Raw genomic sequence first — 11,898 nt, 5'->3', positions numbered from 1 at the left:
GTCTCTGGCGTAAGATGCAACGACCTGCATGCGAGTCCCAGGAGAGTTGCCATGGCACAGCATTTCGACGCGGTTGTTATCGGCACGGGACAAGGCGGCGCGCCGCTCGCCGTGCGTCTTGGCGAGAGCGGACGGCGCACGGCGGTCGTCGAGCGCGCGGCCTTCGGCGGAACGTGCGTGAACGTGGGCTGCACGCCCACTAAAGCGTATGTGGCGAGCGCCCGCGCGGCCCACGTCGCGCGCCATGCCGCGAGGCTCGGCGTGCTCGTCACCGGCACGGTCAACGTCGATCTGTCGGCGGTCAAGGCGCGCAAGGACAAGATCATCGGCCAGTCTCGCGACGGCGTGGAAAAATGGCTGCGCGGCACGGAGAACGTGACGGTGTTCAACGGCCACGCGCGCTTCACGGGGCCGAAGACGCTTGCCGTCAGCGGCCCGGACGGCAGCGTGCTGCATGAACTTGCCGCCGACGAAATCTTCCTCAATACCGGCGCGCGCGCGGTGGTGCCCCCGCTCCACGGCATCGAGCGAATCCGCTATCACACCAACTCCAGCCTGCTTGAGATCACTGAGTTGCCGAGCCGGCTCGTGATCGTGGGCGGCAGTTATGTCGCGCTCGAATTCGCGCAGGTATTTCGCCGCTTCGGCAGCGAGGTGACGGTGCTGGTGCGCGGCGAGCGCGTGCTCACGCGCGAGGACGCCGATCTCGCCGAGTCCGTGCAGAACGTGCTGGCGCGCGAAGGCGTCGAATTCCGTTTCGGTGTGCAGCCTTCGCGCGTCGAACCGCATCCGCATCGCGAGAACGAAGTGTGTATCGGCTTCGAGCAGAACGTGCCCGCGCTGGAGGCATCGCATCTGCTGTTCGCGACCGGCCGCGAGCCGAATACCGACGACCTCGGCCTCGCCGCCGCCGGCATCGAAACCGACCGGCACGGCGCGATTCCGGTGGACGGCGAGTTGCGCACCAACGTGCCGGGCGTGTGGGCCATCGGCGACATCAACGGACGCGGCGCCTTCACGCATACGTCATACGACGATTACCGGATCGTCGCGGCCAATCTGCTCGACGGCGGCGCGCGCACGGTCGACGCGCGGATCATGGCGTACGCGGTGTTCGTCGATCCGCCGCTCGCGCGCGTCGGCCTCTCCGAAGACGACGTGCGCAAGAGCGGCCGCGACGCGCTGATCGCCACCTTGCCGATGTCGCGCGTGGGCCGCGCGCGCGAACGCGGCGAGACCGACGGCTTCATGAAAGTGCTCGTGGACGCGCGCAGTCAACAGATTCTCGGCGCGGCGATTCACGGCATCGAGGGTGACGAAGCCATTCATACGTTCATCGACATCATGACGGCGGGCGCGCCGTATCCCACGCTGCAATACGCTATGCATGTTCATCCCACCATCGGCGAACTGGTGCCGACCTTGCTCGACGGTTTGAAGCCGCTGAAGTAAGCGCGCAGGCGCGGCGCGCATCGACAAGGGCTGGCGGCATCGCGGATAATCGCGAGCGGCGCGGGCCGTCCGCGCAGCGCAGGCGGCCGCATTCGGGCGCATTCATTCGAATTCGAGGAACAGTTGATGGGCAAGGGACGCGTCGAAGCCTTCAGCGATGGCGTGATCGCCATCATCATCACGATCATGGTGCTGGAGATCAAAGTGCCGGCAGGTCTGGACCTCGCCGCGCTGCGTCCGCTCGTGCCGGTGTTCTGCGCGTATGTGCTGAGCTTTATCTACGTGGGCATTTACTGGAACAATCACCACCACATGTTCCATGCGGTGCAGAAGGTCAATGGCGGCGTGCTGTGGGCCAATCTTCATCTGTTGTTCTGGCTGTCGCTGCTGCCCGCGGTCACGCATTGGGCCGGCGAGAATCACCTGGCCGCGTGGCCGACCGCGATGTACGGCGTGGTCCTGTTCATGTCGGCCATCGCGTATTTCATTCTGACGCGTGCGCTGATCCACCAGCACGGCCACGAGTCGAACCTCGCGAAGGCGGTCGGCAACGATGTCAAGGGCAAGGTGTCGGTGGCGATCTATCTCGCGGGCATCGTGCTCGCGTTCGCCGCGCCGTGGATCTCGGCCGCGCTCTACGCGCTGGCTGCCGCCTGGTGGCTGGTGCCGGACCGGCGCATCGAACACGTGCTGGAAGCCTGAGCGTGCTCGCGCTGAAACTCGCGCTCGTGCCGGCCTTTCTCGCGGCGCTGACGCTGGCGGGGCGCGTGTGGGGGCCGTCGGTGGCGGGTTGGCTCGCGGGGCTGCCGGTCGTCGCGGGGCCGATCGTGCTGCTGCTCGCGATGGCGCGCGGGGCGCCGTTCGCGGCGCAGGCTTCGGTCGCCTCGATTGCGGCGATTGCCGCGTCGGAAGCCTTCAACTTTGCGTATGCGTGGAGCTGCCGCCGTCTGTCGTGGCCGCTCGCGCTCGTGGCGGGCATGACCGGCTGGATCGTCATGGCGATGCTGCTCGCGCATCTGCCTCATTCGTGGGTGTCGGCGCTGGCCGCGGCTTGTGTGGCCGTGGCGATGTCGCTAGGCGGCTTGCCGCGCGTGACGGGCCACGTGCCGGCCACGCGCGCGGGCGCGAGCGAGCTGGCCGTGCGCATGCTCGCCGGCGCGCTGCTGACGCTCGCGGTCACGACCTTGTCGGCGTCGATGGGCGCAACCTGGAGCGGTCTGCTCTCGGTGTTTCCACTGCTGGGCATCGTGCTCGCCGTGTCGGCGCAGCGCGCGCATGGCGCGGACTTCGTCGCGTTGCTCGTGCGCGGCATGGTGATCGGACGCGGTTCGTTCGCGGCGTTCTTCGCCGTGACCGCCGCGATGCTGCCGCGCCATGGCGTGTGGTTGAGTTTTGCGTGCGCGTCGGCGGTTTCGATCGGCGTGCAGGGCGCCACGCGGCGTATGCTCGATGCGAGGCGGCCGGTGCAAGCCGCGTCGCGTGAGATCGCCGTGCAGGAGACGGTGGAGTGATGTGCTTGTGGCTCGCCGGCGGCTGGCTGGTGGCTTGCCCGCGGTTTGCTGGTGACGCAGGGTCATCGCGGATACTGTCGTCATGACTTCTTCTGCCCGAACTTCGCCGCCGAGCCGCATCGGCTTGATTTCCGACATGCACAACCTCGTGCGTCCGGAGGCGCTCGAATATCTCGCCGGCTGCGACGCCATCGTCCACGCGGGCGACATCTGCAACCCGGCGGTGCTGGATGCTCTCGCGCAAATCGCGCCGCTCACGGTCGTGCGCGGCAACAACGACACCGGCGACTGGGCCGCCTCATTGCCGACCCATGCCACGCTCGCCGTGCAGCAGGTCACGATCCTGGTCGTGCACGACATCGCCGATGTGCGCGGCGATCCACGGCAGGAAGGTATCGGCGTGGTGGTGAGCGGCCACTCGCACAAGCCGTCGATCACCGAGCGCGGCGGCGTGTTGTTCGTCAATCCCGGCAGTGCGGGGCCGCGGCGTTTCAAGCTGCCGGTCTCGGCCGGCATCCTGATGGTGGAAGGCGCGCGGGCTCACGCGAGGGTTGATTTGCTGCTCGAATGAAAAACGGGCCGGCAAATCTGCCGGCCCGTCTGTGTCAGCTACTTCTTTTTATTGCCGCGATCAGGCGCGCGCCGTAGCGGTCGCCGCGTAGCGTTCGTCCATTTCTTCGGCTTCACGCTCGCCGCGCAGCACCGCGTGCGCTTCCGCGCGCGTCGCCACGCACGGGCCCGAGCCGAGCAGCGGCTTGCGGGCGGTTTCGCGCAACGCGACCACGGAAACGATACCGATCAGCGACGCGCCCATCAGGTAGTACGCGGGCATCATCAGATTGGCGGTCCGGTCGACAAGCCATGCCGTCACGAGCGGCGTCGTACCGCCGAACAGCGACACCGAAACGTTGAAGCCAATGGCGAGCGCGCCATAACGGATCTTCGTCGGGAACAGCGCCGGCAGCGCCGACGGCATCACGCCGGTAAAGCACGACAGCAGCACGCCGAGAATCATCAGGCCGGCGAACACCGGCAGCACGGTGCCCACGCGGATCAGCAGCAGGGCGGGAATCGACAGCGCGAACAGACCCACGCAGCCGAACAGCATGACCGGCTTGCGCCCGATCGTGTCCGACAGGCGGCCGGCGGCGAGCGTCATCGGCATCATCAGGACCATCACGAGCAGCACGATGAAAAGACCATGCGATTCGTTAAAGTGCAGCGTCGCCGACAGATAGCTCGGCAGATACGACAGCGCCATATAGTCGGTCACGTTGAAGATCAGCACGAGGCCGACGCACAGCAGCAGCGGCTTCCATTGTTGCGCGAGCAACTGGCGCAACGATTGCTTCGGGAGCGCCTTTTCTTCGGCTTCGCGTTGCTCGGCCTGCTTCTTGAACGCAGGCGTTTCTTCGAGCTTCATCCGGATGTACAGACCCACGAGACCCAGCGGACCGGCGATCAGGAACGGCACACGCCAGCCCCACGACAGCAGCGCGTCGTTCGACAGCGTCGAGGTGAGGAGCGCGACCGTGCCCGCGCCGAGCACGTAGCCGATCAGCGTGCCGAACTCAAGGAAGCTGCCCATGAAGCCGCGCCGCTTGTCCGTCGAGAACTCGGCGATGAAGGTGGCCGCGCCGCCATATTCGCCACCGGTCGAGAAGCCTTGGACGAGACGGGCCACGAGCAACAGGACCGGCGCGAGAATGCCGATCGAGCCGTAGCTCGGAATCAGGCCGATCGCGAAGGTGCCGAGCGCCATCATGATCATGGTCATGGCGAGTACCCGCTGACGGCCGATGCGGTCGCCGAGCGGCCCGAACACCATGCCGCCGACCGGGCGAACCAGAAACGCCGCGGCAAACGTGCCGAAGGTCGCGATCAACTGGGCGGACGGATTCGACGATGGGAAAAACACTTTGCCGAGCGTGACGGCGATGTAGCTGTACACGCCGAAATCGAACCATTCCATTGCGTTGCCGAGCGCCATGGCGCCGACGGCCCGCTTGAGGAGAGAGTTGTCGACGACGGTGATGTCGTCGAGGGAGAGGCGTTGTTCTTGTTTGTGTCGCCAGAAGCCGTTGCTGGAAGCGGTCAAGGTAAAAACTCCGATGACTGCGACGAAACTCATGATGCGTTCCGCCACGGTTGCTGGAGAGTGCAGTTTCGCAAACAGGGCGATGGCATCCCGCGCCTTTTGAAGGCGGAAGAGCGGGCGCGCGCAAAAAGCGGCGAAAAAAAGCAAACGCCCATGCCTCGCGAGCCAGGTCGCGAAAAAACACTCGTCTAGATTGTGCTGACTTTGCACCTGCGTGGCCGTGGAAGGGGGGCAGATGCATGAGGACGCGGGTGGCTGGAAGCCGGCCCAAACGCCACTGGAAGGCCTGAAACGAAAAAGGCCGGTGCTGTATTTGCCATGAATCGCCTTTAAGGGCGAACTCAAACGGAGATACGACCGACGAGCCTTCTTGTATAAAAAACTGTTCTCTTCAGTGGACTCGCGAGGTGCGAAGCACACGGCGGGTCACAATGTCAAAGAACGTGAATGAAGGTGAATTGCTGTTGGAACGATGCACATGTTAGCACGATGACAGAGGATCGTGCAAACCGGGTTGGCTTTCAAAGGCCGGGCGGAGCGCGCAATCCCTTACGGGGCGGGCGATCCGGCGAAATCGCGGCTGCCTCGAAAAGAGGCGTCGAATGGCCTGGAAATGTACCGGTTGGAGAATTTCGCGCGGCGCTGGGGCAAAAAAAATCCGCGCATGAGGCGCGGATTGGGGTGCTGCTTGTCGGCGAAAAACCGGCGAATAACCGGCAAAAAAGCATGCTCACTCGGCTGCGGGCGGCACATAGCCCTGCGCGGTGTCTGCGCCTTCGCCGAAGAAGAACTTTTCGGTTTGCTTCATCAGATATTGGCGTGCGCGCGGATCGGCCATGTTGAGGCGGTTTTCGTTGATCAGCATGGTTTGCTGCTTCAACCACGCCTGCCACGCTTCCTTCGAAATGCTTTCGTAGATCCGCTTGCCGAGTTCGCCCGGCAGCGGCGGAAAATCGAGGCCTTCGGCTTCCTTGCCGAGCTTCGCGCATTGAACCATACGAGTCATGCTGTGCTTCTCCTGTGTCGACCGGAGTGTATGCGTGAGCACCTGCTCCGGTCCCATAAAAAGGGTTGTTGTGTCGATGTGGGGCGGGGAGTCGCCTTATAGGGGGGCCGCTCAGAGCTGTTTCATCAGCACGAGCGATTTGCGCTGCCAGTTGTAGAGCCGGCGGCGGTCTTCTGGCAGGTCGTCCACTGTGACCTTGACGAAGCCGCGTTTCAGGAACCAGTGTTCGGTACGCGTGGTCAGCACGAAAATGCGCGTGAGGCCGCGCGCCCGCGCGCGTTGCTCGATGCGCTTGAGCAGCCGCTCGCCGTCGCCCGTGCCTTGCGCTTCGGGCGCGACCGTCAGGCACGCCATTTCGCCGATGCGCTCCTGCGTGTACGGATACAGCGCCGCGCAGCCGAACAGCACGCCGTCGTGCTCGATCACCGAGAAATGGTCGATGTCGCGTTCAATCTGGTGACGTCCGCGCCGCACCAGCGTACCGTCGGATTCGAGCGGCTCGATCAGCGAGAGAATGCCGCCGACGTCGTCCGGCGTGGCTTCGCGCAGACTTTCGAGGTTCTCGTACGAGATCATCGTGCCCACGCCGTCGTGCAGGAAGAGTTCGAGCAGCAGGCTGCCGTCGAGCGCATAAGGGATGATGTGCGCGCGCGCCACGCCGCCGCGGCACGCGCGAATCGAATGCTTCAGGTAGAAGCCCGCATCGCCGGTGACTTCGCCGCTTTCGTGCAGCTTGTAGGCGTCGTCGAGCGACAGTTCGCGGATCAGTTCGGGGCCTTCTTCGCCGGCCTCCATGAGGCCCGGCGTTTCGGTCAGGAACACGATCTTGTCGGCGCGCAACGCGATGGCGGCCGCCGACGCCACGTCTTCCATGGCCAGATTGAAGGCCTCGCCGGTGGGCGAGAAGCCGAGCGGCGACAGCAACACCAGCTTGCGGCTCGCGAGCGAATGGCGGATCGAATCGGCGTCGATCTTGCGCACCACGCCCGTGTGGGCGAAGTCCACGCCGTCGAGAATGCCGACCGGCCGCGCCGTGACGAAGTTGCCCGACACGACGCTGATGTGCGCGTGCGCCATGGGCGTGTTTGGCAAGCCTTGGCTGATGGCCGCCTCGATATCCAGACGCACTTCGCCGGCTGCTTCCTTCGCGGATTCGAGCGCGCGCGCGTCGGTAATGCGCATGCCGTGCGAAAACTCCGACTCGACGCCGTGCAGGCTCATCTGCTCTTCGACCTGCGGGCGCGAGCCGTGCACCAGCACGATCTGGATGCCCATGGCCTGCAACAGCGCGATGTCCGACACGAGCGCATTCAGGAGCCCCTGATGCACCACCTCGCCGCCGAAACCGACGACGAACGTCTTGTTGCGGAACGCGTGAATGTAAGGGGCGACTGAGCGCATCCAGTCGACGAATTGCGCGTGCTGGGCGAGGTCTTCCGCTCCCCCGGAAGGGGCCGGAACGCTCGCGGGCGCGGGGACGAGGTCGGTTTGGGAATTCATGCCGGGGATTATAATGCGCCCCCATGTCGAATGTACCCAAAAGTCCCGCCGCGGCGAACGAGAATGCGGCGCCGGCCGCCGACCGCGAGCACGCCGGCCAAGCGAAGCGCCGCCCCGAACAGGGCGTGAAGCGTAACAAGCCGAACGCGCCTGAGAAGGCGCGTGAGTCGCGAGAGCTGCGTGAGCAACGAGAACCGCGCGAGCAACGAGAACCGCGCGCGCGCCGCGCGCCGCGCGTCGTCGCCGAGCCGAACCCGATTCCGCCGATCACCTTCCCCGAAGCGCTGCCGGTGTCCGGCCGCCGCGACGAGATCGCGAAGGCGATCGCCGAAAATCAGGTCGTGATCGTGTCCGGCGAAACCGGCTCGGGTAAGACCACGCAGTTGCCGAAAATCTGCCTCGCCTTGGGGCGCGGCCTCGGCGCGGGCGGTTCGGGTCTGATCGGCCACACGCAGCCGCGCCGGATCGCCGCGTCGGCGACGGGCCGGCGCATCGCCGAGGAACTTGGCACGCCGTTCGGCGAAGTGGTCGGCTACAAGGTGCGCTTCACCGACAATCTGTCGCCGGGCGCGTCGGTCAAGCTGATGACCGACGGCATTCTGCTGGCCGAAACGCAGACCGACCCGCTGCTGAAAGCGTACGACACGCTGATCATCGACGAAGCGCACGAGCGCAGCCTCAATATCGATTTCCTGCTCGGCTATCTCAAGGAAATCCTCGTCAAGCGTCCCGATCTGAAGCTGATCGTGACCTCGGCGACGATCGACGCCGATCGCTTCGCGCGCCATTTCGGCAGCGACGAAAAACCCGCGCCGGTGATCGAAGTGAGCGGGCGCTTGTATCCCGTCGAGGTGCGCTACCGTCCGGTCGAGGAAGACAGCCCGGCGGTGAAAGCCGCGCAGGGCACGTCGGGCGCTTCGGCCGCGCGTGAACGTCAGAAAACCTCGCGCGAATCCGGCAAGGATCGCGACCGCGATCTGATGGAAGCGATTGTCGACGCCGTCGACGAACTGTGCCGCGAAGGCCCCGGCGACGTGCTGGTGTTCCTGCCCGGCGAGCGCGAAATTCGCGACGCCGCCGAGGCGCTGCGCAAGCACCATCCGCCGCATACGGAAATTCTGCCGCTGTTCGCGCGCCTTTCAGCCGCCGAACAGGAGCGCGTGTTCCGCACGTCGAACGCGCGGCGGATCGTGCTCGCGACCAACGTCGCCGAGACCTCGCTGACCGTGCCGGGCATCCGCTACGTGGTCGACACCGGCCTTGCGCGCGTGAAGCGCTACTCGTATCGCAACAAGGTCGAGCAGTTGCAGGTCGAGTCGATTTCGCAGGCCGCCGCGAATCAGCGGGCAGGGCGCTGCGGGCGCGTGGCCGACGGCATCTGCATTCGCCTGTACGACGAGAGCGATTATCAGAGCCGCGCGCGCTTCACCGATCCGGAAATTCTGCGCTCGTCGCTGGCGTCGGTGATTTTGCGCATGAAGTCGCTGCATCTGACGGCGATCGAAACCTTTCCGTTTATCGAGCCGCCGCCCGGCCGCGCCATCGCCGACGGTTATCAGTTGCTCAACGAGCTCGGCGCCGTCGACGACGACAACCAGCTCACGCCGCTCGGCCGCGAACTCGCGCGTCTGCCGCTCGATCCGCGCGTTGGCCGGATGATCCTCGCCGCGCGCGATCAGCAGGCACTGAAGGAAGTGCTGATCATCGCGAGCGCGTTGTCGGTGCAAGACCCGCGCGACCGGCCGATCGAGGCGCAGGAGCAGGCGGATCAGGCGCATCGCCGGTTCGCCGACGAGCGCTCGGAATTCCTGCAATGGCTGAAAATCTGGAACTGGTTCGAAGAAGCGATCGCCCATAAGAAGTCGAACAAGCAGTTGCATGAGGAATGCCGCAAGAACTTCCTGTCGCAATTGCGGCTGCGCGAATGGCGCGACGTGCATTCGCAATTGCTCACGGTGGTGCGGGAGCACGGCTGGCGTCTGAACGAAGCGGAAGCGACCTTCGAGCAGATTCATCTCGCGTTGCTGACGGGCCTGCTCGGCAACATCGGCCTGAAAGCCGACGACGAGCCGTATTACCTCGGCGCGCGCAGCATCAAGTTCTATTTGTGGCCGGGCTCCGCGCTCGTGAAGAAGGCAGGCAAGTGGGTGATGGCCGCGGAACTGGTCGAGACGAGCCGTCTCTACGCGCGCTGCATCGCAAAAATCGAACCGGAGTGGATCGAGAAGATCGGCGCGCATCTGCTGAAAAAGTCGCTCTCGGAGCCGCATTGGGAAAAGCGCGCGGCGCAGGTCTCCGCTTTCGAGCGCGCGGTGCTTTACGGGCTGCCGGTTTATCACCGGCGGCGCGTGAGCTTCGGCAAGCAGGACCCGGCGCGGGCGCGCGAGCTTTTTATTCGGGGCGCGCTCGTCGAAGGCGAGTTCGACACGAAACTGGGCTTTTTCGCGCACAACCGCAAGCTGCTCGCCGACATCGAGCAACTCGAACACAAGTCGCGCCGCCAGGACGTGCTCGTCGACGACGAGCTGATTTTTGCGTTCTACGATCAGGCGTTGCCGAAGGGCATTTATACCGGCGCGTCGTTCGAGCGCTGGTATCGCGACGAGGTGAAAAAGAGCGGCCAGCCTGAAGACAAGCTGCGCCTGCTGTATCTGTCGCGCGACGATCTGATGCGGCACGAAGCCGCCGGCGTGACGACCGACCTGTTCCCGAAACGGATGACGATGTCGGGCGTCGAAATGGCGCTCACGTATCACTTCGAGCCGGGCTCGCCGCGCGACGGCGTCACGCTTGCCGTGCCGCTCTACGCGCTCAATCAGGTCGACGCGCGGCGGTGCGAATGGCTCGTGCCCGGCATGCTGAAAGAGAAGACGCAACTGCTGTTCAAGTCCTTGCCGCAGAAGCTGAGGCGCCATTGCGTGCCGCTGCCGGAATACGCGGCGGGTTTCGTCGAGCGGCATGCCGCGCCGCGCTTTGCGGCGGGCGGTTTGCTGGAGGCGCTGATCGCCGATGTCCGCGAGCAGAAGCAGGTCGCGTTGAAGCAGTCGGACTTCAAGCTCGAGACGTTGCCGCCGCATCTGTTCATGAACTTCAAGATCATCGACGAGCACGGCCGGCAGCTCGCCATGGGCCGCAATCTGTCGCAATTGCGCGCCGAGCTGGGCGGCCAGGCGCAGCAGCATTTCCAGAAGATCGCGTCGAGCGCGGCGGGCGCCGCGCTGGCCGATGCGGCGGGTTCGGCGGCCGGCGCTTCGACGCGTGACGCTTCGACGGCGCCCGGCGCGGCGCAGAGGGGCAAGGGCGCCGCCGCGCCGGGACCGCAAACGGCGTCGCGCGGAGGCGCGGCGGGCGGCGCGGCAGGCACCGCGCTTTACGAAAAGCTGACCACGTGGAATTTCGGCAAGCTGCCCGAGCTGCTCGAAATTCGCCGCGGCGGGCAGACGCTGTTCGGCTATCCGGCTCTCGTGGATCGCGGCACGCATTGCGACGTCGAAGTGTTCGATTCGCCGGACGAGGCGGCGCGGATTCATCGCGCGGGATTGCGTCGGCTGTTCGCTTTGCAGTTGAAGGAGCCGATCAAGTATCTTGAGAAAAATCTGCCGGGCTTGCGCGAAATGGCGATGCAGTTCATGACGCGCGGTACGCAGGAAGAGTTGCGCGATCAGTTGATCGACACCGCGCTCGACCGCGCCTGCCTGCAAGATCCCTTACCCGACGACGACGTCAGTTTCCATACGCGCCGCGACGAAGGGCGCAGCCGGTTGACGTTGCTGGCGCAGGAGATCGCGCGGCTGGTCGGGCAGATTCTCGGCGAATACGCGACGGTGCAGAAGAAGCTTGTGCAGGCGAAGTCGTTCACCGCCGCGCATGCCGACATGCAGAATCAACTCGACGCGCTCATCGGCAAGCAATTCGTGGTCGACACGCCTTACTCGCAACTCACGCATTTTCCGCGCTACCTGAAGGGGATCGCGTTGCGCGTCGACAAGCTGAAGGCCGACCCGGCGCGCGATGCGCGGCAGTTCGCCGAGTTCCAGCCCTTGTGGCAGAACTATCAGCGCGCGGTCGCGCAACGTGGCGGCGTGCCGGACGCGCGTCTCTCCGAATTCCGCTGGCTGCTGGAGGAGCTGCGCGTTTCGCTATTCGCGCAGGAATTGCGCACGCCAATGCCGGTGTCGGTCAAGCGGCTTTACAAGGTGTGGGATTCGATGCAGCGGTGATGCAGTTCCGCGTGGCGTGGGGCGAGCGCATCTCCTCCACCTGTTTTCGCGGGAAAGAGGCGCGTGACACCTTCCTTGTGAGGGCGGCGTCACGCGCAAAGTGCGCAGGCT

8 protein-coding genes are annotated in these 11,898 nt (G+C 65.1%); 5 read left to right on the top strand and 3 right to left on the bottom strand.

Annotated elements, in window-relative coordinates; genetic code table 11:
* The first annotated feature begins 51 nt into the window (after positions 1 to 51).
* The 4 genes from VOM14_RS09810 (at position 52) to VOM14_RS09795 (ending at position 3,534) form a co-directional block, all read left to right on the top strand.
* On the top strand, positions 52 to 1,452 hold the full coding sequence (locus tag VOM14_RS09810) for an FAD-containing oxidoreductase (RefSeq protein ID WP_327628500.1): 1,401 nt from the start codon (positions 52 to 54) through the stop codon (positions 1,450 to 1,452).
* 126 nt (positions 1,453 to 1,578) lie between these two features.
* Positions 1,579 to 2,154: a TMEM175 family protein gene (locus VOM14_RS09805; protein WP_327628499.1), complete on the top strand. Its 576-nt coding sequence runs from the start codon at positions 1,579 to 1,581 to the stop codon at positions 2,152 to 2,154.
* Between the two features lie 2 nt (positions 2,155 to 2,156).
* Entirely contained in the window at positions 2,157 to 2,963 is an 807-nt protein-coding gene (locus VOM14_RS09800; protein WP_327628498.1) for a hypothetical protein, read from the top strand.
* Between the two features lie 82 nt (positions 2,964 to 3,045).
* Positions 3,046 to 3,534: a metallophosphoesterase family protein gene (locus VOM14_RS09795; protein ID WP_327628497.1), complete on the top strand. Its 489-nt coding sequence runs from the start codon at positions 3,046 to 3,048 to the stop codon at positions 3,532 to 3,534.
* Positions 3,535 to 3,594: 60 nt separating this feature from the next.
* Here VOM14_RS09795 and proP read toward each other — a convergent pair whose 3' ends face one another.
* From proP to argA, 3 genes are all read right to left on the bottom strand, one after another.
* Positions 3,595 to 5,094, bottom strand: coding sequence for a glycine betaine/L-proline transporter ProP (proP, locus tag VOM14_RS09790; protein WP_327628496.1), 1,500 nt, complete (start codon positions 5,092 to 5,094; stop codon positions 3,595 to 3,597).
* Between the two features lie 697 nt (positions 5,095 to 5,791).
* Complete coding sequence (locus VOM14_RS09785; RefSeq protein ID WP_082855080.1) at positions 5,792 to 6,067, bottom strand: oxidative damage protection protein; 276 nt, start codon at positions 6,065 to 6,067, stop codon at positions 5,792 to 5,794.
* A gap of 111 nt (positions 6,068 to 6,178) precedes the next feature.
* Positions 6,179 to 7,567, bottom strand: a complete 1,389-nt coding sequence (gene argA / locus VOM14_RS09780; protein ID WP_327628495.1) for an amino-acid N-acetyltransferase — start codon at positions 7,565 to 7,567, stop codon at positions 6,179 to 6,181.
* A gap of 23 nt (positions 7,568 to 7,590) precedes the next feature.
* Here argA and hrpA point away from each other — a divergent pair, with 23 nt between their 5' ends.
* Positions 7,591 to 11,787 carry an ATP-dependent RNA helicase HrpA gene (gene hrpA / locus VOM14_RS09775; RefSeq protein ID WP_327628494.1) on the top strand — a complete coding sequence of 1,399 codons (4,197 nt, stop codon included), beginning with the start codon at positions 7,591 to 7,593 and terminating at the stop codon, positions 11,785 to 11,787.
* Positions 11,788 to 11,898: the final 111 nt, after the last annotated feature.

Origin of the sequence: Paraburkholderia sp. MPAMCS5, from assembly GCF_036016995.1 — a bacterium.
Taxonomy (GTDB): Bacteria; Pseudomonadota; Gammaproteobacteria; order Burkholderiales; family Burkholderiaceae; genus Paraburkholderia.
This window is presented reverse-complemented; position numbering and strand designations above follow the sequence as displayed.

What these genes read in the sequence shown, in the direction of transcription:
- VOM14_RS09810 (WP_327628500.1), top strand. Translation starts at nt 52, where the DNA reads ATGGCACAGCATTTCGACGCGGTTGTTATCGGCACGGGACAAGGCGGC.
- VOM14_RS09805 (WP_327628499.1), top strand. Translation starts at nt 1,579, where the DNA reads ATGGGCAAGGGACGCGTCGAAGCCTTCAGCGATGGCGTGATCGCCATC.
- VOM14_RS09795 (WP_327628497.1), top strand. Translation starts at nt 3,046, where the DNA reads ATGACTTCTTCTGCCCGAACTTCGCCGCCGAGCCGCATCGGCTTGATT.
- proP (WP_327628496.1), bottom strand. Translation starts at nt 5,094, where the DNA reads ATGAGTTTCGTCGCAGTCATCGGAGTTTTTACCTTGACCGCTTCCAGC.
- VOM14_RS09785 (WP_082855080.1), bottom strand. Translation starts at nt 6,067, where the DNA reads ATGACTCGTATGGTTCAATGCGCGAAGCTCGGCAAGGAAGCCGAAGGC.
- argA (WP_327628495.1), bottom strand. Translation starts at nt 7,567, where the DNA reads ATGAATTCCCAAACCGACCTCGTCCCCGCGCCCGCGAGCGTTCCGGCC.
- hrpA (WP_327628494.1), top strand. Translation starts at nt 7,591, where the DNA reads ATGTCGAATGTACCCAAAAGTCCCGCCGCGGCGAACGAGAATGCGGCG.